Raw genomic sequence first — 23,488 nt, 5'->3', positions numbered from 1 at the left:
TGGAGTTCCGTGGATAACTCGAAGATCACCAAGCACGTGTTCGTCACCGGCGGGGTCGTTTCCTCGCTCGGCAAGGGACTCACGGCCTCCAGCCTCGGCAACCTGCTCATCTCCCGCGGGCTACGGGTTACGATGCAGAAACTGGACCCCTATCTCAACGTGGACCCAGGCACCATGAACCCCTTCCAGCACGGGGAGGTGTTCGTCACGGAGGACGGCGCCGAGACAGACCTCGACATCGGCCACTACGAGCGGTTCCTCGACGTGAACCTCTCCGGGGATGCCAACGTCACCACCGGCAAGGTGTACTCCACGGTGATCGCCAAGGAGCGCCGGGGCGACTACCTCGGGGACACCGTCCAGGTCATCCCGCATATCACCGGCGAGATCCGCGACCGCATGATGGCCATGGAGGCCGAAGGCGTCGACGTGGTGATCCACGAGATCGGCGGCACGGTCGGAGACATCGAGTCACTGCCGTTCCTCGAGGCGGCCCGCCAGGTGCGTCACGAGATCGGCCGGGGGAACGTGTTCTTCCTCCACGTGTCCCTGGTGCCCTACATCAAGCCGTCGGGGGAGATGAAGACCAAGCCGACGCAGCACTCCGTCGCGGCGCTGCGCCAGGTGGGCATCCAGCCGGACGCCATCGTGTGTCGTGCGGAGCGTCCCATCTCCGAGCCCCTCAAGCGCAAGATCGCGCTCATGTGCGACGTCGACGAGGAGGCTGTGGTCAGCTGCCCCGATGCCCCCAGCATCTACGCGATCCCCAGGGTGCTGCACGGGGAAGGGCTCGACGCCTACGTGGTGCGGCGACTCAACCTCAGCTTCCGCGATGTGAACTGGCGGGCGTGGGACGACCTGCTCGGCCGTGTGGAGCATCCCGTGCGGCACCTCACCGTGGCCCTCGTGGGCAAGTACATCGACCTGCCCGACGCCTACCTGTCGGTGTCCGAGGCGCTTCGCGCCGCCGGGTTCGCGCACCGGGCCAGCATCGAGCTGCGCTGGATCCGGTCCGATGACTGCGACACCCCGGAGGGCGCCGCCCACCAGCTGGCCGGCGTCGACGCGGTCTGTGTGCCGGGCGGCTTCGGCATCCGCGGGGTGGAGGGCAAGCTGGGGGCGCTCACCCACGCGCGGGAACACGGCATTCCCACGCTCGGGCTCTGCCTCGGGCTCCAGTGCATGGTCATCGAGGCCGCCCGCTCCCTCGCCGGCATCCGCGACGCCGCCTCAAGCGAGTTCGACCCCCACACCACCCACCCGGTCATCGCGACGATGGCGGAGCAGGTCAGCATCGTCGACGGCGGGGGAGACCTGGGCGGCACGATGCGGCTGGGCTCCTATCCCGCCGTCCTCGCCGAGGGCAGCCAGGTGGCGCGCGCCTACGGTCGACTGAGGGTCGACGAGCGGCACCGGCACCGCTACGAGGTCAACAACGCCTATCGCGGGCAGCTGGAGGAGGCTGGGCTGATGGTGTCGGGAACTTCGCCGGACGGACGGCTGGTGGAGTTCGTCGAGCTGCCGGTCGAGGTCCATCCCTATTACGTCGGGACTCAGGCCCACCCGGAGCTGAAGTCGCGGCCCACCCGGCCCCACCCGCTGTTCTCCGGACTGATCGCCGCAGCCCTGGCCCGACAGGAGACCGCAGCCGATGCGCACCGATGAGCAGATGAGCTGGCCGGTGCGGTCCCGCACCGTGCTGGGCGAGGGCCGGGTGTCGGCGTTCGTGGACGAGGAGGTGACCACGCCCTCAGGTGAGGTGATCGATCGGCAGTACCTCACGCATCCAGGCGCGGTGGCCGTCGTCGCCTGGCGCGAAGACACCGACGAGATCGCGGTGCTGCGCCAGTACCGCCATCCCGTGCGGATGGAGCTGGTGGAGATCCCGGCCGGCCTGCTGGACCTCGACGGCGAGGAGTGGGTGGTCGCGGCCCAACGCGAACTCGCGGAGGAGGCCGAACTGCAGGCCACCAGGTGGGACGTGCTGGTGGACATGTGCACCACACCGGGGGCCTGTGAGGAGTCGCTGAGAATCTTCCTGGCCCGCGACCTGTCGCCCGCCGAGCGCCCGGACGGCTTCGTCCTCGAGGGTGAAGAGGCGCACATGACGTGGGAGTGGGCACCACGGGCGCAGCTCGTCGACGCGGTGCTGGCAGGCGGGTGCCAGAGCCCCACGCTCGTAGCCGGCGTGCTCGCACTCGAGGTCGCCCGCCTTGACGGCCGCCTGACCGGGCTGCGCGCCCCGGACGCCCCGTGGCCGATTCGGGGCTGAGCCCGCTCGCCGAGGTTGTGTCGGACTACCTCAACCACGTCCGCGCCGAGCGCGGGCTGGCGGTGAACACCGTCGCGGCGTACCGACGTGACCTCGCCCGTTACGTCGCCTTCCTCGAGGGTCGCGGCATACGCCGGATCGACGAGGTCACGCCAGTGGAGGTCACCGAATATGTGCGGGATCTGAGCTCCACCCAGGCGCGGTCGTCCGTGGCCCGACACGTCGTCAGTATCCGCATGCTGCACCAGTTTGCGGCGGAGGAGGGTCTTGCCGCCGTCGACCCGGCCGCAGAGGTGTCGCCGCCGACACTGCAGCAGCGGCTGCCCAAGGCCCTCACGGTCGACGAGGTGACCAGGATCCTGGAGGCGCCGGACAGGGACGAGGTGGTGGGCCTGCGCGACGCGGCGCTGTTGGAGCTCCTGTACGGCACGGGCGCCCGAGTGTCCGAGATCTGCGGCCTCGACGTCGACGAGGCCTCCGCGGCCCTCGCGGCGCCCGAGGCCGCGCTGAAACTGCTGGGCAAGGGTGGCAAGCAGCGGGTGGTGCCGGTGGGTTCCTACGCGACGGCGGCGCTGGAGGCATATCTGGTCCGGTCCAGGCCCGCCCTGGCGGCGATGGCCACCCGGCACGATCCGGCGCTGCTGCTCAATCAACGGGGCAGGCGGCTCAGCCGCCAGTCCGCCTGGGCGATCCTGCGGCGGGCCGCGGAGCAGGCGGGGATCGCGGTGGAGGTGTCGCCGCACTCGCTCCGGCACTCGTTCGCAACCCACCTCCTCGACGGAGGCGCGGACCTGCGCGTGGTGCAGGAACTTCTCGGGCACGCCTCGGTGGCCACCACCCAGATCTACACCCTCGTCACCATCGAGCACCTGCGCGAGGTGCACGCCGCGGCTCACCCGCGCGCCCGGTGACGTCAAAGGCCGGACCACCTCATACGTGGTCCGGCCTCGTGGCCCAGCACACGGCAGCCAAGGCAACTTTGTCAGCGCGACACGCCGACAAAGAGGATTCCCCGATGAATTTCGGGCCAACACCTGGCAAACGGCGGAGATCGGGTGGCAGAATCGGTCCTACGCGATCCTGCAAGGGAGAGCGGAGGAAGGATCGGTTCATCTTCCACTGGCTGCGGGCTTGCCTGCGGCACCCCACCAAGGCGAGGTCGGGGAGAGGAAGCGCGGATGTCCTTCCAGGTGCGCGGAGTCGCCGCCGTGCATCACACAGGTGGCCTGACCAACTCATACTTGGTCAGGCCACCGCCTTGTCACCGGCCTTGTGCGCCAGCTTCGATGCCGCTGTCCGCCGCGGCGCGACCACGGGGCATACTAGGGTGGTTCGGACGCGAGACGAGGAGGCCGACAGGTGGCGGATGACGGGCTGTTCGAGGAACCGGTACCCGGTGCGCCCGAGGGCCCCGGCGCGGTGACCCTGCTGGGGACGGAGCCGCTCGGCCCCACCGGCCGGCCGTTGCCGGACTTTCCCGAACCCGGGCCGGTGCCTCCGGGGAGGAAGCACGCCACCATCGTGTCGATGTGCAACCAGAAGGGCGGGGTGGGCAAGACCACCACGACCATCAATCTGGGGGCCGCGCTGGCCGAGGTGGGCCGCAAGGTGCTCCTCGTGGACTTCGACCCGCAGGGCTCGCTCTCCGTGGGGCTGGGGGTCAACGCCCACACCCTCGACCTGTCCATCTACAACCTTCTCCTCACCCGCGGCATCGACGCCATGGACGTCATCACCGGCACCGGCGTCGACGGGCTGGACATCCTCCCCAGCAACATCGACCTGTCGGCGGCGGAGGTTCAGCTGGTCAGCGAGGTGGCCCGCGAACAGACACTGCTGCGCGTGCTGTCCAAGCTGAGGCCGCACTACGACTTCATCCTCATCGACTGCGCGCCCAGCCTCGGCCTGCTCACCATCAACGCGCTCACGGCCAGCGACTACGTGATCATGCCGCTGGAGTGCGAGTTCTTCGCCCTCCGCGGGATCGCGCTACTGACAGACACGATCTCCAAGGTGCAGGACCGCCTCAACCCGGACCTGCAGTTGCTCGGCATCCTCGGCACCATGTACGACGCCCGCACCCTGCACGGCCGCGAGGTCCTGGAGCGAGTGGTGCAGGCCTTCGGCGACGACGTGTTCCACACCGTCATCCGGCGCACCATCAAATTCCCGGAAACCACCGTCGCGGGCGAGCCCATCACCACGTATGCCTCCGCGTCGCCCGGTGCGGATGCCTATCGCCAGCTGGCCCGGGAGGTGCTGCTGAGATGTCAGGACCAGTAGGACGTCGCGCGACGCTGCCTGGCGCCTCCGAGCTGTTCCGCCCCACCCGGGAGCCTGTCGTCGTCGAACCGTCGCGGCAGACCTCCCCGCCGGAGCCGGCCGAGGAAGGCGCGGCCCCCGCGGCCAGCGGCAGGGTCAAGCACGACCAGAAGATCACCGTGTACTTCAGCGACGCCGAGCTCATCGCCTTGGAGGACGCCAACCTCGAGTTGCGCCGCGCCCACGGCATCCGGGTGGACCGTGGCCGGATCGTGCGGCTGGCGGTGTCCCGCGCCATCGCGGACCTGACCGCCAACGGGGCAGACAGCTTCCTCGTGAGCGATCTCACGGACCAGTGAGCCGCGCCAAGGCCTCGGAGCGCCACGACGGCGTGGCGGGGTTCGAGGTGCACCTGGCCAACTTCGAAGGTCCGTTCGACCTTCTCCTGCAGCTGATCTCGCGTCACGAACTCGACGTCACCGAGGTGTCCCTGTCCCGGGTGACGGACGAGTTCATCGCCTACGTCAAGGTGGGCGGCCAGGTCTGGGACCTGGAGAAGACCAGCGCCTTCCTCGTCGTCGCCTCGACGCTGCTGGACCTCAAGGCGGCGCGGCTCCTGCCGGGGGGGGAGGTCACAGACCACGAGGACATCGCCGCGCTCGAGGCGAGGGACCTGCTGTTCGCGCGGTTGCTGCAGTACCGGGCCTTCAAGTCGCTGGCCGCATGGCTGGCCGAGACCATGACTGCCGCCGAGACCACACACTGGCGGCCGGGCGGACTGGAGGACCAGTTCCGTGCCGTCATGCCCGAGGTGGAACTGCCGCTCACGCCTGACGATGTCGCGCGGCTGGCGGCAGGCGCCATGGCCCCCCGGCCAGCGCCCGTGGTGGAGCTGTCACACCTGCACGGCTCCACCGTCAGCGTGACAGAGCAGGCCGCCCTCGTCGCTGACCGTCTGCGCCGCGACGGTGCGGTCTCGTTCCGCTCCCTCGTCGCCGGCTGCGACCGGCTCACCCTCGTGGTCCGCTTCCTGGCGGTGCTCGAGCTTTTCCGCGCCCAACAGGTCACACTGGACCAGATGGCGCCCCTGGGTGAGTTGACCGTCCGCTGGACCGCGGGGGATCAGCGCACGGCCGAGGTTACCGACGACTACGGACCCCAACCGGAATTGGAGCAGGAATGAGCCTGACCGGCGCCCTGGAGGCGATGCTGCTGATGGCCACCGAGCCGGTGGGCACCGACGAGTTGGCCGCGGCCCTGGGCGTGCCGTCGGCCGAAGTGGAGTCGGCGTTGGAGAGTGTCGCGCGCTTCTACGAGTCCCACGAGCGGGGAATCAGGCTGCGGGCCGTCGCCGGGGGGTGGAGGTTCGGCACGGATCCCCAGGTGTCCGAGGTGATCGAGGCCTGGCTGGTCTCTGACCAGCGCTCCCGCCTCACCCAGGCCGCCCTCGAGACGCTGTCGGTGATCGCCTACCTGCAGCCCGTCTCCCGCGGCCGGATCGCGGCGGTGCGCGGGGTCAATGTCGACGGGGTGGTCAGGACGTTGGCGGTCCGCGGGCTGATCCGCGAGGAGGGGGCGGACCCCGTCACCGGGGCCATGACGTTCGTCACCACGCCCCTGTTCCTGCAGAAACTGGGCCTGCGGTCACTGAAGGAACTGCCAGACTTGGCGCCGTTGTTGCCGGACGCCGTAGCCTTGGAGGCTGAGCTCGGTCAGCTGGCCGCCGCCGAGGCGGCCACGGTCGGGCAGGAGAAGGAGAGCAGCGATGGCTGACGAGATCGAGGGCATCCGGTTGCAGAAGGTGCTGGCAGCGGCGGGGGTGGGGTCCCGGCGCGCCAGCGAGATCCTCATCGAGGAGGGTCGGGTCGAGGTCAACGGCCAGGTGGTCACGGAACAGGGCCGGCGGGTCAACCCCGACACGGACCACATCCGCGTCGACGGCTCCCGCATCCCGCCGCCGCGGCACCACCTGTACATGGTGCTGAACAAGCCCCTCGGGGTGGTCTCGACCATGGAGGACCCGGAGGGGCGCCCCACGCTCAGCGACTACCTGCCCCGCACGAAGGAGCGCCTGTTCCACGTCGGGCGGCTCGACGTGGACACCGAGGGACTGATCGTCCTCACCAACGACGGCGACTTCGCCCATCGGCTGGCCCACCCCAGCTACAAGGTGCCCAAGACCTACACCGTGCAGGCGGCCGGGGTGATGGACAACCGGATCATCCGGCGGCTCGAAAAGGGCGTCACCCTCGAGGACGGGCCCGTGCGGCCGGACAAGGTCAAGCTGATCTCCCGCGGACAGGACCGCACCCTGCTGGCGATCACGCTGCACGAGGGCCGAAACAGGGTGGTGCGCCGCATGATGGACACCGTCGGCCACCCCGTCGACAGGCTTGCCCGCACGGAGATCGGGCCCATCCGCCTCGGCAACCTTCGCGTGGGGGACTCCCGCGAGCTGACACGCGAGGAGTTGGGCGCGCTGCTCGACCTGGTGGGGATGTGAGCGGTTTGGGCGCTTGCGTTAGCATTCCGGCGTGACTTTCTCCGCCCGCTCGCTGCGCCGCGCCGTCCTGGCCATCGGCGCCGCATCCCTGATCGCCCTGACCGCCTGCGCAGACCCGGAGGCCTCGAGTTCGCCGTCCGCGCCGGCGCCGTCCGCGTCCGCCAGCGCCTCGCCCAGCGTGAGCGCCAGCGCATCCGCGAGCGCCAGCGCCGCTGCGTCCGTCACCCCGTCGGCTGACCTGAGCCTCATCGAGGTCAGCGACGACGACACTCCGGTGGTCACCGTGCCGGCACCGTGGGGGATCACCTCCACCCAGTCGTCGGTGCTGCGTCCGGGCGGCGCCCAGCAGCTGACGGACACCTCGATCGTCACCCTCAACTACGTCGGCGTCAACGGCACCTCCGGGGAGATCTTCGACAGCTCCTACGAGCGCGGGGAGCCCGCCACGTTCTCACTCGACGGCGTGGTGGCCGGCTTCCAGGAAGGGCTCGTGGGCCAGGCCGTCGGGTCCCGCGTGCTGATCGCGATGCCCAGCGAGGACGGCTATCCCGAGGGCACCCAGGACGGCAGCATCGCTGCCGGCGACTCGATCGTGTTCGTGGTGGACATCCTGTCGGCCAACTTCGACGACGTGACAGGCGAGGAGGTGGCCCCCGCCGCCGGCCTGCCCGCCGTGACGATGACCGACGGCAAGCCCGAGGTCGCGGTGCCTGCCGGAGCGGCGGCCCCGACGGAGCTCGTCGTGCAGCCGCTCGTCAAGGGCCCCGGCGCCGCCATCACCGAGGCCTCCACCATCCAGGTGCGCTACCGGGCATGGACCTACGACGGCGCGCTGTGGCAGGACGCGTGGCAGCCGCAGGAGGGTCCCCTGGCCAATCTCATCGCCGGCTGGACCGAGGGGCTGGCGGGCCAGACCGGAGGCTCCCGCGTCATGCTGGTGGTGCCGCCGGCCAAGGCCTATCCGGACGGTGTGCCGCAGGCCACCCCGCCGCTGGCACCCGGGCAGACGCTGATCTACGTCATCGACGTCCTCAACGTGCAGGGCTGAGCGGCCGGAGCGCCGCGTCGCTCCACACCGCACCCTGGAAGAAGCGCTGGTCGCCTGGCATGGCCGCCAGCGCTTCTCGCGTTGTGCGGCAGGGGCCCAGCCCGAGCGACGCCGCCAACTCCGCGAACACGTCCGCCGCGTCGTGAAGCGGTAGCAGGTCCGCGAGCGAGACCGCGCCGTCGCGCTTGGCCAGCCGCTGTCCCTCCCCGTTGAGGACCAGTCCGACGTGCGCGTAGGTGGCGGGCCGCCCGCCGAGCTGCTCGGTCAGCCACGCCTGGCGGGGTGCGGAGCTCACCAGATCAGCACCCCTCGTGATGTGGGTGACCCCCGAGGCGATGTCGTCGACCACCGACGCCAGGTTGTAGGCGTACTGCCCGTCGTTGCGGACCAGCACGAAGTCGTCCACCGTCCCGGTGACCCGGCCGGCCCACCTGTCCTCGACGGTGAAGGCCGCCCCTGCGGAGTCGACGCGGAGCGCGGGTGGGCGGCCGGCGCGTCGCTCCGCTCGCTGGGCGGTGGTGAGCCTGCGGCACGTGCCGGGGTAAGAGCGGTAGCCGTCGTGCGGCGCCGACGACGCCTCGGCGATCTCCCGACGGGTGCAGAAGCACTCGTAGGTGGGCAGCCCTGACAGCGCGTCGCGGTACAGGTCGAGGCGCTCCGACTGGCGTAGCACCGGGCCGTCCCAGTCGAGCCCCAGGCGGCGCAGGTCGTCGAGCTGCCGCGCCTCGATCCCGTCGGCGGCCCGGACCCGCTCCTGGTCGAGGTCCTCGACGCGCAGCAGCCACGAGCCGCGCGCGTGCCGCGCCAGGAGCCACCCTGCCAGGGCGGTGCGCAGGTTGCCCAGGTGCAGATCTGAGGTGGGGCTGGGGGCGTAGCGGTCGACGTGGGGCACGGGCACCATGCTGCCAGCTGTGTGGCGGGTCGCGGCTGTCTGGGCCGGGGGGCCGATAGCCTGGAAGCGGAGGTGTCATGTCGGCGAGGAAGTCGGAGCGGTTGCTCAACCTGCTGATCGCGTTGCTCAGCACGCGTCGGTACCTGACCAAGCACGAGCTGCGCGAGATGGTCGAGGGCTATCGCGGCGGCTCGATCGGAGGCTTCGAGAGGCAGTTCGAGCGGGACAAGGATGAGCTTCGCGGCCTCGGCGTGCCGATCGAGACTGGCTCCAACGACCCGGACTCCGACGAGGAGAACGGGTACCGCATCCTGCGCAGCGAGTTCGAACTCCCGCCGCTGTCCTTCACCCCCGAGGAGCTCGCCGCTCTCGGGGTGGCCGGGCAGGTGTGGCAGGACTCCGTGGCGGCGGATCACACCGCGCAGGCGTTCGAGGCACTGCACGCCGGCGGCGCCGCGCCGGATCCCGCCCTGGTTCCCACCATCGCCCCGCGCGTCGAGGTGCACGATCCCAATTTCGATGTCGTCTACGAGGCCGTGCTCTCACGCACCGTGGTGGGGTTCGGCTACCGGGGGGAGTCACGGTTGTTGCAGCCGTGGAAGCTGATCCAGCGGCGCGGCCAGTGGTACGTCTTCGGGTTCGACCCGCAGCGGCAGGACGATCGCTTCTTCAAGCTCAGCCGTCTCACGGCGCCTGCCCAGCCCGTGGGCCGACCCGGGGCGTTCGTGGTGCCGGAGGACGCCGACGAGCGGGCCGCACGCCTGGAGCCCTCGTTCGAGGCCACGGCCGTCGTCGCGCTGCGGGACGAGGCGGCGCACGCCTGGCAGTCGGTGGAGCCGGTCGACTGGCCCGGAGACATCCCCAGCGGATTCTCCGCGCACCGCGTGCGCCTGAACAGCGAGGCGGCCATCGTCGACGAGGTGGCGGCCTCCGGGCCGGACGCCGTGCTCCTCGAACCGGAGAGGCTGCGGGACATGGTCATCCAACGATTGAGGGCGGTGGCGTCGTGAAGTCGGAGGAGCAGCTGGGCAGGATGCTGCGGATGGTGCCCTACCTGTCCGCCCATCAGGGGGTCACCGCGACGGAGGTGGCCAGGGTCTTCGGGACCACGCCCGGCCAGGTGGTCAAGGATCTCGAGGTGCTGCAGTTCTGTGGGCTGCCGGGTGGCTACTACGACGACCTGTTCGACGTCGACATCGAGAGCGCGCGGGAGGACGGGCACATCTTCTTCCGCAACGCCGACGTGCTCGGCCGGCCCCTCAGGCTCAGGCCCGCGGAGGCGGCAGGGTTGCTCGCGGCGCTGCGGGTCGTGGTGGAGGTGGCCGCGGACTCCGCCGCGGCGCGGTCCGCTCTGGCCAAGCTCGAGGCCGCGGTCGGCGGTGAGGTCCGCGGCGTGAGCGTCGCCGTCGCCCCCTCGGATCCGGGGCATCGCGCGGCGCTGGCGGCAGCGATTGCCGGGCGCCTCGCCGTCCGGCTCACCTACCGTACGCCCGGCCGAGCTGGCACCTCGGAGGCCGTCGTCGAACCTGCACGGCTGCGCTTCGTCGACGGCTACAGCTACGTGGATGCGTGGAGCAGGCCGCGGGATGCGTGGCGCTCCTTCCGGCTGGACCGGGTGGAGGCCGTCGACGAGCTCGGGGAGCCCGCCCCTGACCGGGGTGATCCCCCGTCCTCCTGGTTCGGGGACGCGGCGGCACAGCTCACGCTCACCCTGGCGCCGTCGGCCCGGTGGGTGGCGGAGTACTACCCCACCACATCCATGGTCGACGAGGGGGAGCGGCTCACGGTCACCTTCCCGGTGGCGTCCCTCCAGTGGGCGGTCGCGCTGCTGCTGCGGCTGGGCCCACAGGTGCTCTCGGTCTCCGACGCCACCGTGCTCGACGCCGCGCGGAGACGGGCCTCGGCGGCATTGGAGCTGTACGGCGATTCGGTCGGGTAGCATCTGCCCCGTGATCTGGGTTGCGGTGGTGGGCGGAATCGCCCTGCTGGGTTTGGCGGCTCTGGCCGCGTACGCCGTCACGCTCAAGCACAAGGCCGACGACGTGATGGCCGAGGTGGCCGTCGTCGCCGAGCGCGCCGCCGAGATGAGCGATCTGATCGGCCAGGTGCGGTTAGCCCACCACGTGCGCGACTAGACTGGTCCGTAACCCCGCAGTGGCGCGCCGCTGCAGACGAAAGGTTCTCGCTATGCCAACGCTGCTCTTCGCCCTCGGTGGGATGGAATGGGTCATCATCCTGATCGTGGCCCTGCTGTTGTTCGGCGGATCCCGGCTGGCCGGCCTGGGCAAGGGCGTCGGACGCTCAATCCGTGAGTTCAAGGAAGAGGTCAAGGTCGTGGAGCCCAAGGGCTCGACGGACGAGGTCGTCGATGCGGAGATCGTCCAGCCCGAGATCGACCGCAAGAACAACCCCGAGCACTGACCGTGGCCTCCGCGCCCACTGAACCGGCGATGAAGAAGCCGAGCCGGTTGGCGTGGCTGCGGCCCCCGCGTGGGGGCCCCGGCGGCACCATGTCGCTGACGGATCATCTGCGGGAGTTGCGCTACCGCGTCACCGTCGCCGCGCTGGCCATCGCGTTGGGAGCGATGGCATGCATCTTCTTCTACCGTGAACTCATCGAGGTGATCATGGCGCCCTACTACAGCGCTGTGGCCGAGTTGAAGGCTACGCGCCCGGACGCCCAGACCCTCATCGTGAACGACGGGGTGGTGGCACCGTTCACTCTGGCGGTCATCGCCTGCATGGCGGGTGGCATCGCCCTCACGAGCCCCATCTGGCTGTACCAGCTCTGGGCTTTCGTGGCCCCCGGGCTGGTGTCCAAGGAGAAGAAGTACGCCTTCGGATTCCTGGGAGCTGCCGTGCCGCTCTTCCTCGGCGGCTCGGCCCTGGGCTACTTCGTGTGGCCGAAGGGCATCAGCGTGCTGCTGAGTTTCACGCCCGAGGACATGAACATCGTCAACCTGCTGGAGATGAGCAGCTTCCTCGGGATGGAGCTCAAGGTCGTCCTGGTGTTCGGACTGTCCTTCCTGCTGCCAGTGGTCCTGGTGGGGCTCAACCTCGCGGGCGTCGTGCGGGGCTACCAGTTGAAGCGTGTCCGCAAGTTCGTGCTGTTCGGCAGCGTGGTGTTCGCGGCCATCGCCACACCGTCGACGGACCCGTTCTCGATGCTGGCTCTGGCCGTGCCGCTGTCGGTGATGTTCTTCATCGCCGAGATCATCTGCCGGGTCTGGGACGGCAGGCGCGGCATCACCGAGGAGACCGCAGCCGAGTTCGCCGTGGACCTGGAGGACGGCAAGTGAGCCACGAGCTCGCCAAGCGGCGGCTCGTGACCGTCGTGTGCAACGAGCGCTCGGGTGGAGGCCGTGCAGGGCGCGCCCTGCCGAAGGTCATCCGGCGGCTCCACGACGGGCTGCCCGGCTCGGAGCTGCACGTGGTGATGTCGACCTCCTACGAGCAGGCCCGAGACCTGACCCGCACGGCCGCGCTCGAGGCCAGACCCGGCGACGTTGTGGCAGTCATGGGCGGTGACGGCATGGCCCACCTCGGTCTCAACGCGTGCGCGGACACCGACGCCACCTTGGCCATCATTCCGGCCGGCACCGGCAACGACTTCGCCCGGGGCGCCGGCGTTCCCGGCTCGATCAAGGAGGCCACCGAGGCTCTGGTGCACGGCACCACGCGCACGATGGACCTGTCCCTGCTCACCAATACCGCTGGTTCCCGGTACGTCGGTGCGGTCGTCTCCAGCGGCTACGACGCCCGGGTCAACCGCGCCACCAACGACATCCACCTCCGGTTCGGGCCACTCAGCTACGGCTACATCGCCCTGCGCGAGTTGGCGCACTTCTCGCCGCTCAGGTACCGGCTGGTGATCGACGGCACTCCCCGCGAGGTGGAGGCCATGCTGGTGGCAGTCTGCAACACCGGCGTGTTCGGCGGAGGCATGCAGATCTCTCCGGACGCCGACCCCGCGGACGGGCTCCTGGATGTCACCATCATCCACAAGGCGTCACGCGGGAAACTGCTGCGGCTGCTGCCCCTCACCTACACGGGCGGCTTCGTCTCCTCACCGGTGGTGGAGAGGCTCCAGGCACGCACCATCGAGGTGGACGGGGCAGGGCTGTTCCTCATGGGCGACGGCGAGGAGATGGGCGAGGTGCCGGCCACCGTCGAGTGCCGCCCCGGGGTGCTGCGCCTCATCGTCGCCTGACCAGGGCGCACGGCACGCTGCTAGGTTGGGTGGGTGAGCACTGACGCCCTGCCCGACGAGGTGCGCGAGTTCGCCGCCCTCTACCCGTTCGGCCTGGACGAGTACCAGCTCGACGGGTGCCGCGAGCTGGCCCTGGGCCGTGGGGTTCTGGTGGCCGCCCCGACGGGGGCGGGCAAGACCGTGGTGGGTGAGTTCGCCGTGCACCTGGCCATCGCCGAGTCGCGCAAGTGCTTCTACACCACGCCCATCAAGGCGCTCTCCAATCAGAAGTACCACGACCTCGTGGACCGCTACGGACCGGAGAGGGTCGGCCTGCTGACCGGCGACACGTCCGTCAACGGCGACGCCCAGATCGTCGTGATGACCACCGAGGTGCTGCGCAACATGATCTACGCGGCATCCCCGACGCTGGGCAACCTCGGTTTCGTGGTCATGGACGAGGTGCATTACCTCGCGGACCGATTCCGCGGACCCGTGTGGGAGGAGGTCATCCTCGGGCTGGCCGAATCGGTGCAGATCGTGGCGTTGTCGGCCACCGTGAGCAACGTCGAGGATTTCGGCGAATGGCTGCGCACCGTGCGCGGCGAGTTCTCCATCGTGGTCTCCGAGCGCCGACCCGTCCCGCTGTACCAACACGTCCTGGTGGGGCGGCGCCTCATCGACCTGTTCGACGGTGTGGCGCCGACGGCCTCCGAGCTCCCGGCAGAGCGCCTGGCCAGGGTGAACCGCGAACTCCTCCAGGTGAGCAGGTCGGAGGCCACCCGCGTGCGCGACGACTCCCGGCGCCCCCGGGGGCGCAGCGGCAGAGGCAAGTCCGTGCCGGGTCAGGGATCGGGCCAGTACGGGGGGGCCACCCATCCGAAGTTCGCCGGGCGCCCCACCAGCCGCGGAGAGGTGGCGATCGCGCTCGAGCGGGCGTCCCTGCTCCCAGCGATCTACTTCATCTTCTCCCGCGTGGGCTGCGACGCGGCCGTGCGGCAGGTCTACGACGCCGGCATCATGCTGACCGACAGGGCGGAGGCCGGCCTCCTGGGAATCATCGCGGACCGCCACGTGGCGGGTCTCAGCGCCGAGGACCTGGAGGCGCTGCGCTACGAGGAGTTCCGCGAGGCGCTCACCGCCGGGGTCGCGGCGCACCATGCGGGCCAGCTGCCCGCGTTCAAGGCCATCGTCGAGGAGGCCTTCATCACCGGGGCCCTCAAGGTGGTCTTCGCCACCGAAACCCTCGCCCTGGGCATCAACATGCCGGCCCGGACCGTGGTGCTGGAGAAGCTGGTCAAGTACAACGGCGAGAGTCACGCGGACATCACCCCTGGGGAGTACACGCAGCTCACCGGGCGCGCGGGGCGTCGCGGCATCGACGTGGAGGGTCACGCCGTCGTCCTGTGGCAGCCCGGCATGGACCCGCGGGCGGTGGCCGGCCTGGCTTCGCGCCGCACCTACCCGCTGAAATCCAGCTTCGCCCCCACCTACAACATGGCCGTCAACCTCATGGCCACGCTGGGACGCGAGCGGGCGCGGGACCTGCTCAACCAGTCCTTCGCCCAGTTCCAGACGGACAAGTCGGTGGTCACGGCAGCGCGCGTCGGTCGGCAGCTCCAGGCGGACCTGGACCGCGCGGCGGTCGCGCTCGAATGCCACCTGGGCGACTTCATGAGCTACGCGCGCATCAGGGACGAGATCTCTCGGCTCGAGGCCTCCTCGTCCAAGTCGCGCCGGGTAGAGCAGAGCGAGGTCGCGGCGGAGAGCCTCACCACCCTCCTGCCCGGCGACATCGTCCACGTGCCCGGGCAGGGGTGGTCGGTGGTGCTGCGCGTGGGCCAGAAGGCCCACCGCGACGCCGAACCATGGGCGCAGATCATCTCGGGGGACCACACCGTGCTGAAGCTGCAGCCGCACGACCTCACCGGCCCGATCAGCCCCGTGGGACGGGTTCGGGTGCCACGCGACTTTTCGGTGCGGGACCGCAAGGACCGCCGCTCGCTGCTGTCGGCGATGTCGGCCAAGGTGGAGGCGCTGGATCCGGATGTGCCCGTCAGGGCGCAGCGCAGCGACGACGCGGTGGAGCGGGAGATCAGGCAGCTCCGGGCGGACCTTCGGGCCCATCCATGCCACGACTGCCCGGAGCGCGAGCTGCACGCTGTGGAGGCCGCACGGGTGCTGCGCCTCGAACGCGAGGCGACGCGTGCGGAGGCCGAGGTGAGTGGACGGGCCAACTCGTTGGCGCGGCAGTTCGACCGTGTGACCGCGGTGCTGGAAGACCTGGGCTACCTCGACGGCGATGAGCTGACCGATGCCGGCCGGATGCTGCGTCGCATCTACAACGAGCTGGACCTGGTGGCCGCCGAGTGCGTCCGCCGCGACATCTTCGCCGGGCTCACGCCCCCGCAGCTGGCCGCGGTGCTCTCCACGTTGCTGTACGAGTCGCGGCCCACGCGGGATGCGGCGCCGCCGCGGATGCCGGACGCCGCATCGGAGCGGGCCCAGTCCGAGCTGCGCACGGTCTGGCGCGAGGTGGGCCTGCTGGAGCGCCAGCACCAGCGCGACCGCGGGCGCGAGCCGGACATCGGGTTCGCCGAGGCGGCGTGGCGGTGGGCCAGCGGACAGGACCTGGCGAAGGTGCTCCGGCACACGAGTCTCTCGGCGGGTGACTTCGTGCGGTGGGTGCGCCAGGTGATCGACCTTGCCGGCCAGCTGGCCACTGCCACGGGCCCAGGCGATCTGCGCCGGACGTGTCACGAGGCGGCGGACGCGATGCGCCGTGGCGTGGTGGCGGCCGACCTGACGGAGGATTAGGTTAGGCGCATGGCCGTAGCCCTGCGCGTGATTCCCTGCCTCGACGTTCACGACGGCAGGGTGGTCAAGGGCGTCAACTTCCGGCACCTGCGGGATGCGGGCGACCCTGTCGAGTTGGCCGCGCGCTATTCGGCGGCCGGGGCCGATGAGTTGACGTTCCTGGACATCTCCGCGTCGTCGGACGGGCGCGCGACCACCCGCGACATGGTGGCGCGGTGCGCCGAGACCGTGTTCATCCCTCTGACGGTGGGCGGTGGGGTCCGCGAGGTCTCCGACGTGGATCTGCTTCTCCGCAGCGGGGCGGACAAGGTGGGCATCAACACCGGTGCGCTGGCGCGTCCGGGCGTGATCGACGAGATCTCGCGGACCTTCGGAGACCAGGTGCTTGTGCTCTCCCTGGACGCGCGCCGCGAGGAGGGCATGCCGTCGGGCTTCGGGGTCACCACGCATGGGGGCCGGCGCTCCGCCGGCGTGGACGCCATCGCCTGGGCGAAGGAGGCCTGTGGGCGGGGGGTGGGGGAGATCCTCCTCAACTCCATGGACGCCGACGGAACCACGGACGGGTTCGACATCGAGATGATCCGGGCCGTGCGGGCGGTGGTCGACGTGCCGCTCATCGCCTCCGGGGGGGCCGGGACGGTGGAGCACTTCGTCGCCGCGGCGGAGGCCGGCGCCGACGCCGTGCTCGCTGCCAGCGTCTTCCACTACGCCACGCTCACGATCGACGAGGTCAAGGCGGGCCTGCGCGCGGCGGGCTTCGAGGTGAGATGAGAGAGGGAAGCATGGACTGCCTGTTCTGCGCCATCGTCGCGGGGGAGATCCCGGCGCGGATGATCTACGAGGACGATGCGGCGATCGCCTTCCTCGACATTCAGCCCTGGCAGGAGGGACACGCGCTGGTGGTGCCGCGCCGCCACACCGTCGACGCCCTCTCCGACGATGCGGTCCTCGCCGAGATCGGACCGGCCGTGGCGCGCGTGGGCAGGCTCCTGAAGGAGCGCCTCGGGGCGGATGCGTGCAACATCCTCTCCAACGCCGGGCCGGTGTCCGGGCAGGAGGTGCTGCACACCCACGTGCACGTACTCCCGCGGTACGCGGACAATCCCGGTATCGGCGGGATGCGGGGCCCGGTTGCCTCTGACCTCGACGCGGTGTGGGCGACGGTGACCCGGAGGGGGTAACACCCGCTGCGCGTCTTAATACCACCCCCCCGTTGGGGTCAAGAGAGGCTGTACTAGATTGACGTCTGTCATCGGGACGCCGACGCGTCCCCCACAGATACAGAAGGGGACCTCACATGAAGGCCACCAAGATCGCCGGGATCGTCTCGATCGTCGCCGGCATTGTCATGATTGTTGCCGGTGCCCTCACCTGGGGCACCGTCAGCTCACAGCTCGCCGCCGAGAACATCACCGTGCCAGGCGACTCCACGTTCATGGGCGGCGCTTACGCCGGCAAGACCGTCTCCGGTCCGGTCACCGCGTATGCGCAGGCGGAGATCATCAACGTCCACGCGATGAAGTTGTCCGAGGGCAAGACCTACGCCGAGCTCGGCGCCCTCGCCAAGGAGGCCAAGGAGGCCGGCGATACGGTGCTGGCCGACGAGTACACCGCCACGCGTCAGACGGTCATGAACGGCTCCTTCCTCCGCGCGTCGCTGTTCACCTCCGTCGTGTCCTACGGCGTGGCCGCACTGGTCATCGGGCTGGGCTTCCTCTTCGCCGTCATCGGCTGGGCCCTGACCACCATCCGCACCGTCGAGGGTCGCCCCGTCACCGAGTGACCTTGTCGACCCCGTGAGACGGCGGCCCGGACATGCGTCCGGGTCGCCGTCTTACATTGTGGAAGACCCGCCGGGATCGCTTGACAGGGTGCCGATCACGGGCAAAGGTGTACCCATGCCCATGAGCTGGCTCGTCGTAATTCCCTAAGCGCTTCACGTCACCACAGACCGAAGCGCTCCCTCGTGTGCCCGATACGGGCGGCGGGGGTTTTTTCTTGGGATGACCCAGGCGAGCAATCACGGAAGGGAGAGGCAATGACGCAGAAGGACGGTCAAGTCATGACGGGGGCGCAGGCGCTCGTCGAGTCGCTGGAACGGATGGGTGTCGACGTAGCTTTCGGCATTCCGGGCGGCGCCATTCTTCCGCTGTACGACCCCCTCTTCGATTCGACGATCCGCCACATCCTGGTGCGGCACGAGCAGGGCGGCGGCCACGCGGCCGAGGGGTACGCCATGAGTTCCGGCCGGGTGGGCGTGTGCATCGCGACGTCCGGCCCAGGCGCCACCAACCTGGTCACGCCCATCGCCAACGCGTACATGGACTCCACGCCGCTGGTGGCGATCACCGGCCAGGTGAACAGCCACTCCATCGGTACCGACGCCTTCCAGGAGGCCGATATCCGCGGCATCACGATGCCGATCACGAAGCACAGCTTCCTGATCAAGCGAGTCGCGGACATCCCGCTGGCCATCCAGGAGGCGTTCCACATCGCGGCCACCGGCCGTCCTGGACCGGTCCTGGTGGACATCGCCAAGGACGCCCTCGCCGGATCGGGCCCGTTCGTGTGGCCTCAGGAGTTGGACCTTCCCGGTTACCGTCCCACGGTCAAGCCGCACTCCCGCCAGGTCAGGGCCGCTGCGAAGATGATCTCGGAGTCGAAGCGGCCGGTGCTCTACGTGGGCGGCGGCATCGCGCTCGCGAAGGCCGCCCCCGAACTGGCGGAATTCGTCGAGAGGACCCGCATCCCCGTCGTCACCACCCTCATGGCCCGCGGCCAGTTCCCGGACAGCCACGAGCTCAACATGGGCATGCCGGGCATGCACGGCACGGTCGCGGCGGTGGGGGCGCTCCAGAAGTCGGACCTGCTCATCGCGCTCGGAACCCGCTTCGACGACCGGGTCACCGGCAAGCTGGACAGTTTCGCCCCGGACGCCAAGGTCATTCACGCCGACGTGGATCCCGCCGAGATCGGGAAGAACAAGGCCGTCGACGTCCCGATCGTCGGAGACGTCAGGGAGACCCTCAAGGAACTCAACGAGGCCATCCAGGCGTACCCGGCCCCTGAGGCGGACGCCTGGCGTCACCGCCTCGCCACCATGAAGGCTCGCTACCAGCCCCGTTGGGACGAGGCGCCCGACGGCCGGCTGTCCCCGCAGGAGGTGATCCAGCGGATCGGTCAACTGAGCCCGTCGGACACCATCTACGTCTCCGGCGTGGGCCAGCACCAGATGTGGTGCGCGCACTTCCTACCGCACGAGAAGCCGGGCACCTGGATCAACTCCGGCGGAGCCGGAACCATGGGATTCTGCGTGCCCGCCGCCATGGGCGCCAAGGTGGCCAACCCGGACACGACGGTGTGGGGCATCGACGGGGACGGCTGCTTCCAGATGACCAACCAGGAGCTCGTCACCTGCGCGCTCAACAACATCCCGATCAAGATCGCCATCATCAACAACAACGCGCTCGGCATGGTGCGCCAGTGGCAGTCGCTGTTCTACGAGGGCCGGTATTCCAACACGGACCTGTCGACGGACTCCCTGCCCAACTTCCCGAAGCTCGCTGAGGCGATGGGATGCGTGGGTCTGCGGGCCACCAACGAGGTGGAGATGGAAGCCGCGATCCAGCAGGCGCTGGAGATCAACGACCGCCCGGTCGTCGTCGAATTCGTGGTCCACAAGGATGCGATGGTGTGGCCGATGGTGCCCGCCGGTGTCAGCAACGATGAGATCCGCGTGGCCCGCGACATGGCCCCCGAGTGGGAAGAGGAAGTGCTGTGAAGAACCACACCCTGAGCATCCTGGTGTCCAACCGCCCAGGCGTGCTGACCCGGATAGCTGCGCTCTTCTCGCGGCGCGGGTTCAACATCCAGTCACTCGCGGTCGGGCCCACCGAGCGCGAGGAGGTGTCGCGGATGACGGTGGTGGCGCAGGTCGAGGACGACGCCACCCTCGAGCAGATCGTCAAGCAGCTGAACAAGCTCATCGAGGTGCGCAAGGTCCTCGAGCTGGGTCCCTCGGCCGTGCGTCGCGAGATGATGCTGGTCAAGGTCCGGGCGGACGTCACCTCCCGCAGCCAGGTCATCGACGTGGTCAGCCTGTTCCGCGGCAAGGCCGTGGACGTGTCGGCCGAATCGATCACGGTCGAGGCCACGGGCAGCGACGAGAAGCTCGCCGCCCTCCTCGAGATGCTCGCGCCGCACGGGATCATCGAGCTGGTGCAGTCCGGACAGGTGGCGCTCACCCGGGGCGCCCGGAGCATGTCAGAACACAAAGCGAAGTAACACAGCACTCAAAAGGAGAACCCATGGCAGAAATGTTCTACGACAACGACGCCGACCTGTCGATCATCCAGGGTCGCCACGTCGCCGTCATCGGCTACGGCTCGCAGGGCCACGCCCACGCGCTCAGCCTGCGTGACTCGGGCGTCGACGTGCGCGTGGGGCTGCGCCCCGGCTCGCCGTCGGCCGCGAAGGCCGAGGCCGAGGGCCTGCGGGTTCTCCCGGTGGGCGAGGCCGTCGAGGAGGCGGACCTCATCATGATCCTGGCCCCTGACCAGGTCCAGCGCACCGTGTACAAGGAGGAGATCGAGCCGCACCTGACCAAGGGCGACGCGCTGTTCTTCGCCCACGGCTTCAACATCCGCTTCGGCTACATCACCCCGCCGGAGGGCGTGGACGTGTGCATGGTGGCCCCCAAGGGCCCGGGGCACCTGGTGCGCCGCGAGTACGCCAACGGTCGCGGCGTGCCGGCGATCATCGCCGTCGAGAAGGACGAGACCGGCAACGCCTGGCCCCTGGCCCTCAGCTACGCCAAGGCCATCGGCGCCCTCCGCGCCGGCGGGATCAAGACCACCTTCACCGAGGAGACCGAGACCGACCTCTTCGGCGAGCAGGCCGTGCTGTGCGGCGGCGCCTCCGCCCTGGTGCAGGCGGGCTTCGAGACCCTGGTGGAGGCCGGCTACCAGCCTGAGGTGGCCTACTTCGAGTGCCTGCACGAGCTGAAGCTCATCGTGGACCTCATGTACGAGGGCGGCATCGCCAAGCAGCGCTGGAGCGTCTCCGACACCGCCGAGTACGGCGACTACGTCTCCGGTCCGCGCGTCATCGACGCCCGGGTCAAGGAGAACATGAAAGCTGTCCTGACCGACATCCAGAACGGGACCTTCGCCAAGCGGTTCATCGACGATCAGGATGCCGGGGCTCCGGAGTTCAAGGCGCTGCGGGCCAAGGGCGAGGCGCACCCCATCGAGGAGACCGGACGCGAACTGCGTGGGCTGATGAGCTGGGTCAAGACCGACGACACCGACTACGTCGAGGGCTCCGCCGCCCGCTGATCTAGCACGAAAGAGGGGCCCGTGACCACGGTCACGGGCCCCTCTTGTTGCGCGGCACCCACTAAAACAACACGATCCCACAAATATCTGTGGTGTTTACTTGACTTTGGGTTGGTTTGCCTTCAGGATTGCCACGTGGGTCAGCGCCCACCCGGCTGCGCATCGAAGCGTCGACCGGCCGATCACGGGAGAAGATGATGACCGCTCTTCCTGACGCACGCGTCAACAAGAACTTGGAGGGTCCCGGCCTGCGGGCAGGGATCCAGAAATTCGGTGGCTACCTGGCCGGCATGATCATGCCGAACATCGGTGCGTTCATCGCCTGGGGCCTGATCACGGCTCTGTTCATCGAGACGGGCTGGCTGCCGAATGCCACCCTGGCGGGCCTCGTCGGCCCCATGTTGTACTTCCTTCTGCCGATCCTCATCGGCCACACGGGTGGCCGGATGGTGCACGGCCAGCGCGGCGCGGTGATCGGCGCCATCGCGACCGCCGGTGTGATCATCGGCGGTATCACCGAGTTCGCCACGCTCAGCGGCACGCCGATGTTCCTCGGCGCGATGATCATGGGCCCCGCCGCGGCCTACGCGCTCCGCGTGTTCGACCGCGCCATCGAGGGCAAGGTGCGCCCCGGCTTCGAGATGGTGGTGGACAACTTCTCGCTCGGCATCATCGGGATGCTGCTCGCGCTGCTCGGGACCCTCGGCGTGGGCCCCGTGGTGGCCGCCATCGTGACCGTGCTGTCGGCCGGCGTGAACTGGCTGGTCGCCGCGAACCTGCTGCCGCTGGCGTCGCTCTTCGTCGAACCCGGCAAGGTGCTGTTCCTCAACAACGCGATCAACCACGGCATCTTCACACCGCTCGCGGCCATGGATGTCCAGACCGCCGGCCAGTCCATCCTCTACATGGTCGAGTCGAATCCCGGCGCCGGCCTGGGTCTGCTGACCGCCTTCATGCTCTTCGGCCCCAGGTCGCTGCGCGCCTCCACGTCAGGCGCCATCGTGATCCACTTCCTCGGCGGCATCCACGAGATCTACTTCCCCTACATCCTGATGCGCCCGGTGATGCTGCTGGCCATGATCGCGGGCTCCATGTCCGGCCTGTTCGTCGCCACCACCCTCAACGCGGGGCTGGTCGCCCCGCCGTCGCCCGGCTCCATCCTGGCCTACTTCGCCGTGACGCCTCCCGGCGGGCACCTCCCGATGATCCTCACCGTGCTCACCGCGGCGGTGGTGTCGTTCCTGGTGGCCTCCGCGCTGCTGAAGTTCGGCCGGGGCTCCGACGACACCGTCGAGGCCGCGGAGGCGGCGCTGGCGTCCTCCGGCGCCCTCGGTGACGGCGTGAGCATCCTCGGTTCCGCCGTCCGCAAGGTGGTCATCGCGTGTGACGCGGGCATGGGCTCCTCGGTCATGGTGGCCAGCCAGATGCGCAAGCGCCTGTCCCCCTACGGCGTCGAGGTGATCCACACGCCGGTCGATCAGATTCCCACCGACGCTCAAGTGGTGCTGACGCACGAGGGCCTCGCGGACCGGGCCGCCAAGCGCGTCCCCGGCACCGTCGTCGTCCCCTTCGCCTCCTACCTCGGCGACCCGGCCTTCGATCGTGTCGAGCTCGCGATCCGCGAGGGACGCACCCTCACCGCGACCGGCGTCGGCGAACCGGAGGGGGAGCCCATCTCGTCAGCCGCACCCGCCGCCACCACAGCGACGCTCGCCCGCCCCAGGAAGCGGCTCGCTCCCGGCCTCCTGCCGCGACAGAACGTGCGCCTCGGCCTCTCCGCCGGCAGCAAGGACGACGCCATCCGCCAGGCCGGCCAGGTCCTGGTGGCCTGCGGTGCCGCCGAGCCGGCCTACGTGGACGGCATGCTCGCCCGCGAGCTGCAGACCACGACCTTCCTCGGCCAGGGTGTCGCGATCCCGCACGGCACCAACGAGGCACGCGCCCACATCAGGTCCGCGGCGCTGGGGTTCCTCCAGTACCCCGAGGGCGTCGACTGGGACGGCCACGTCGTCAACGTCGTCATCCCCATTGCCTCCAACAGCGACGAGCACGTCTCGCTCCTCGCCGCGCTGGCCACCACGCTGGCGGACAAGGCCCGCGCCGAGCGGCTCCGCGCTGCCACCACCGTCGACGAGGTCCTGAGCCTCCTGACCCCCGAGGACTGAACCG

24 protein-coding genes are annotated in these 23,488 nt (G+C 69.6%); 23 read left to right on the top strand and 1 reads right to left on the bottom strand.

Features of this window, described 5'->3' with window-relative positions; genetic code table 11:
* The first annotated feature begins 9 nt into the window (after positions 1 to 9).
* The 9 genes from pyrG (at position 10) to ACZK5N_RS04945 (ending at position 8,085) form a co-directional block, all read left to right on the top strand.
* The gene (gene pyrG / locus ACZK5N_RS04985; RefSeq protein WP_459019414.1) at positions 10 to 1,665 is read left to right on the top strand and encodes a CTP synthase; all 1,656 of its coding nucleotides are present in this window, start codon (positions 10 to 12) and stop codon (positions 1,663 to 1,665) included.
* Positions 1,652 to 2,272 carry an NUDIX domain-containing protein gene (locus ACZK5N_RS04980; protein ID WP_459019415.1) on the top strand — a complete coding sequence of 207 codons (621 nt, stop codon included), beginning with the start codon at positions 1,652 to 1,654 and terminating at the stop codon, positions 2,270 to 2,272. The genes pyrG and ACZK5N_RS04980 overlap by 14 nt, the downstream gene beginning before the upstream one ends.
* On the top strand, positions 2,269 to 3,183 hold the full coding sequence (gene xerD / locus ACZK5N_RS04975) for a site-specific tyrosine recombinase XerD (RefSeq protein WP_459020373.1): 915 nt from the start codon (positions 2,269 to 2,271) through the stop codon (positions 3,181 to 3,183). The genes ACZK5N_RS04980 and xerD overlap by 4 nt, the downstream gene beginning before the upstream one ends.
* Before the next feature lie 448 nt (positions 3,184 to 3,631).
* Positions 3,632 to 4,555, top strand: a complete 924-nt coding sequence (locus ACZK5N_RS04970) for a ParA family protein (protein WP_463624647.1) — start codon at positions 3,632 to 3,634, stop codon at positions 4,553 to 4,555.
* Positions 4,540 to 4,893, top strand: coding sequence for a hypothetical protein (locus tag ACZK5N_RS04965; RefSeq protein WP_459019417.1), 354 nt, complete (start codon positions 4,540 to 4,542; stop codon positions 4,891 to 4,893). The genes ACZK5N_RS04970 and ACZK5N_RS04965 overlap by 16 nt, the downstream gene beginning before the upstream one ends.
* Positions 4,890 to 5,717: a segregation and condensation protein A gene (locus ACZK5N_RS04960; RefSeq protein ID WP_459019418.1), complete on the top strand. Its 828-nt coding sequence runs from the start codon at positions 4,890 to 4,892 to the stop codon at positions 5,715 to 5,717. The genes ACZK5N_RS04965 and ACZK5N_RS04960 overlap by 4 nt, the downstream gene beginning before the upstream one ends.
* Positions 5,714 to 6,307, top strand: a complete 594-nt coding sequence (scpB, locus tag ACZK5N_RS04955) for an SMC-Scp complex subunit ScpB (protein ID WP_459019419.1) — start codon at positions 5,714 to 5,716, stop codon at positions 6,305 to 6,307. Before ACZK5N_RS04960 ends, scpB begins: the two co-directional genes overlap by 4 nt.
* On the top strand, positions 6,300 to 7,037 hold the full coding sequence (locus ACZK5N_RS04950) for a pseudouridine synthase (RefSeq protein WP_459019420.1): 738 nt from the start codon (positions 6,300 to 6,302) through the stop codon (positions 7,035 to 7,037). Before scpB ends, ACZK5N_RS04950 begins: the two co-directional genes overlap by 8 nt.
* Positions 7,038 to 7,068: 31 nt before the next feature.
* Entirely contained in the window at positions 7,069 to 8,085 is a 1,017-nt protein-coding gene (locus ACZK5N_RS04945; RefSeq protein ID WP_463624646.1) for an FKBP-type peptidyl-prolyl cis-trans isomerase, read from the top strand.
* Here the strand turns inward: ACZK5N_RS04945 and gluQRS are convergent.
* Entirely contained in the window at positions 8,069 to 8,986 is a 918-nt protein-coding gene (gene gluQRS, locus ACZK5N_RS04940) for a tRNA glutamyl-Q(34) synthetase GluQRS (protein WP_459019422.1), read from the bottom strand. The genes ACZK5N_RS04945 and gluQRS overlap by 17 nt on opposite strands.
* A gap of 68 nt (positions 8,987 to 9,054) precedes the next feature.
* On the opposite strand from gluQRS, the gene ACZK5N_RS04935 reads away from it, so the two are divergent.
* From ACZK5N_RS04935 to ACZK5N_RS04870, 14 genes are all read left to right on the top strand, one after another.
* On the top strand, positions 9,055 to 9,987 hold the full coding sequence (locus ACZK5N_RS04935) for a helix-turn-helix transcriptional regulator (RefSeq protein WP_459019423.1): 933 nt from the start codon (positions 9,055 to 9,057) through the stop codon (positions 9,985 to 9,987).
* The gene (locus ACZK5N_RS04930) at positions 9,984 to 10,916 is read left to right on the top strand and encodes a WYL domain-containing transcriptional regulator (RefSeq protein WP_463624645.1); all 933 of its coding nucleotides are present in this window, start codon (positions 9,984 to 9,986) and stop codon (positions 10,914 to 10,916) included. Before ACZK5N_RS04935 ends, ACZK5N_RS04930 begins: the two co-directional genes overlap by 4 nt.
* Before the next feature lie 10 nt (positions 10,917 to 10,926).
* On the top strand, positions 10,927 to 11,112 hold the full coding sequence (locus tag ACZK5N_RS04925; protein ID WP_459019425.1) for a hypothetical protein: 186 nt from the start codon (positions 10,927 to 10,929) through the stop codon (positions 11,110 to 11,112).
* A 52-nt stretch (positions 11,113 to 11,164) separates the two neighbouring features.
* Positions 11,165 to 11,398 carry a Sec-independent protein translocase subunit TatA/TatB gene (locus ACZK5N_RS04920; protein ID WP_459019426.1) on the top strand — a complete coding sequence of 78 codons (234 nt, stop codon included), beginning with the start codon at positions 11,165 to 11,167 and terminating at the stop codon, positions 11,396 to 11,398.
* 29 nt (positions 11,399 to 11,427) lie between these two features.
* The gene (tatC, locus tag ACZK5N_RS04915; protein WP_463624644.1) at positions 11,428 to 12,276 is read left to right on the top strand and encodes a twin-arginine translocase subunit TatC; all 849 of its coding nucleotides are present in this window, start codon (positions 11,428 to 11,430) and stop codon (positions 12,274 to 12,276) included.
* Positions 12,273 to 13,187 carry a diacylglycerol/lipid kinase family protein gene (locus ACZK5N_RS04910; RefSeq protein ID WP_463624643.1) on the top strand — a complete coding sequence of 305 codons (915 nt, stop codon included), beginning with the start codon at positions 12,273 to 12,275 and terminating at the stop codon, positions 13,185 to 13,187. Before tatC ends, ACZK5N_RS04910 begins: the two co-directional genes overlap by 4 nt.
* 48 nt (positions 13,188 to 13,235) lie before the next feature.
* Positions 13,236 to 15,983: a DEAD/DEAH box helicase gene (locus tag ACZK5N_RS04905; protein WP_459398179.1), complete on the top strand. Its 2,748-nt coding sequence runs from the start codon at positions 13,236 to 13,238 to the stop codon at positions 15,981 to 15,983.
* Between the two features lie 9 nt (positions 15,984 to 15,992).
* Positions 15,993 to 16,754, top strand: a complete 762-nt coding sequence (gene hisF, locus ACZK5N_RS04900) for an imidazole glycerol phosphate synthase subunit HisF (protein WP_463624642.1) — start codon at positions 15,993 to 15,995, stop codon at positions 16,752 to 16,754.
* Positions 16,751 to 17,164, top strand: a complete 414-nt coding sequence (locus tag ACZK5N_RS04895) for an HIT family protein (protein WP_459019430.1) — start codon at positions 16,751 to 16,753, stop codon at positions 17,162 to 17,164. Before hisF ends, ACZK5N_RS04895 begins: the two co-directional genes overlap by 4 nt.
* Positions 17,165 to 17,280: 116 nt before the next feature.
* Positions 17,281 to 17,766: an aromatic ring-opening dioxygenase LigA gene (locus ACZK5N_RS04890; protein WP_463624641.1), complete on the top strand. Its 486-nt coding sequence runs from the start codon at positions 17,281 to 17,283 to the stop codon at positions 17,764 to 17,766.
* 255 nt (positions 17,767 to 18,021) lie between these two features.
* Positions 18,022 to 19,764 (top strand): acetolactate synthase large subunit, encoded by a 1,743-nt coding sequence (locus ACZK5N_RS04885; protein WP_463624640.1) that lies wholly within the window; start codon positions 18,022 to 18,024, stop codon positions 19,762 to 19,764.
* On the top strand, positions 19,761 to 20,267 hold the full coding sequence (gene ilvN, locus ACZK5N_RS04880; RefSeq protein WP_463624639.1) for an acetolactate synthase small subunit: 507 nt from the start codon (positions 19,761 to 19,763) through the stop codon (positions 20,265 to 20,267). The genes ACZK5N_RS04885 and ilvN overlap by 4 nt, the downstream gene beginning before the upstream one ends.
* 23 nt (positions 20,268 to 20,290) lie before the next feature.
* The gene (gene ilvC, locus ACZK5N_RS04875) at positions 20,291 to 21,319 is read left to right on the top strand and encodes a ketol-acid reductoisomerase (protein ID WP_459019433.1); all 1,029 of its coding nucleotides are present in this window, start codon (positions 20,291 to 20,293) and stop codon (positions 21,317 to 21,319) included.
* A gap of 197 nt (positions 21,320 to 21,516) precedes the next feature.
* Complete coding sequence (locus tag ACZK5N_RS04870) at positions 21,517 to 23,484, top strand: PTS mannitol transporter subunit IICBA (RefSeq protein WP_463624638.1); 1,968 nt, start codon at positions 21,517 to 21,519, stop codon at positions 23,482 to 23,484.
* Positions 23,485 to 23,488 lie beyond the last annotated feature (4 nt).

The sequence above is a fragment of the Tessaracoccus pujii genome (assembly GCF_055326215.1).
The sequence above is the reverse complement of the archived record's forward strand: the minus strand, read 5'-3'. Positions and strand labels throughout refer to the sequence as shown.

What these genes read in the sequence shown, in the direction of transcription:
- ACZK5N_RS04870 (WP_463624638.1), top strand. Translation starts at nt 21,517, where the DNA reads ATGACCGCTCTTCCTGACGCACGCGTCAACAAGAACTTGGAGGGTCCC.
- scpB (WP_459019419.1), top strand. Translation starts at nt 5,714, where the DNA reads ATGAGCCTGACCGGCGCCCTGGAGGCGATGCTGCTGATGGCCACCGAG.
- ACZK5N_RS04885 (WP_463624640.1), top strand. Translation starts at nt 18,022, where the DNA reads ATGACGCAGAAGGACGGTCAAGTCATGACGGGGGCGCAGGCGCTCGTC.
- ACZK5N_RS04965 (WP_459019417.1), top strand. Translation starts at nt 4,540, where the DNA reads ATGTCAGGACCAGTAGGACGTCGCGCGACGCTGCCTGGCGCCTCCGAG.
- ACZK5N_RS04895 (WP_459019430.1), top strand. Translation starts at nt 16,751, where the DNA reads ATGAGAGAGGGAAGCATGGACTGCCTGTTCTGCGCCATCGTCGCGGGG.
- hisF (WP_463624642.1), top strand. Translation starts at nt 15,993, where the DNA reads ATGGCCGTAGCCCTGCGCGTGATTCCCTGCCTCGACGTTCACGACGGC.
- ilvC (WP_459019433.1), top strand. Translation starts at nt 20,291, where the DNA reads ATGGCAGAAATGTTCTACGACAACGACGCCGACCTGTCGATCATCCAG.
- ACZK5N_RS04920 (WP_459019426.1), top strand. Translation starts at nt 11,165, where the DNA reads ATGCCAACGCTGCTCTTCGCCCTCGGTGGGATGGAATGGGTCATCATC.
- gluQRS (WP_459019422.1), bottom strand. Translation starts at nt 8,986, where the DNA reads ATGGTGCCCGTGCCCCACGTCGACCGCTACGCCCCCAGCCCCACCTCA.
- ACZK5N_RS04890 (WP_463624641.1), top strand. Translation starts at nt 17,281, where the DNA reads ATGAAGGCCACCAAGATCGCCGGGATCGTCTCGATCGTCGCCGGCATT.
- tatC (WP_463624644.1), top strand. Translation starts at nt 11,428, where the DNA reads ATGAAGAAGCCGAGCCGGTTGGCGTGGCTGCGGCCCCCGCGTGGGGGC.
- ACZK5N_RS04935 (WP_459019423.1), top strand. Translation starts at nt 9,055, where the DNA reads ATGTCGGCGAGGAAGTCGGAGCGGTTGCTCAACCTGCTGATCGCGTTG.
- ACZK5N_RS04980 (WP_459019415.1), top strand. Translation starts at nt 1,652, where the DNA reads ATGCGCACCGATGAGCAGATGAGCTGGCCGGTGCGGTCCCGCACCGTG.
- ACZK5N_RS04950 (WP_459019420.1), top strand. Translation starts at nt 6,300, where the DNA reads ATGGCTGACGAGATCGAGGGCATCCGGTTGCAGAAGGTGCTGGCAGCG.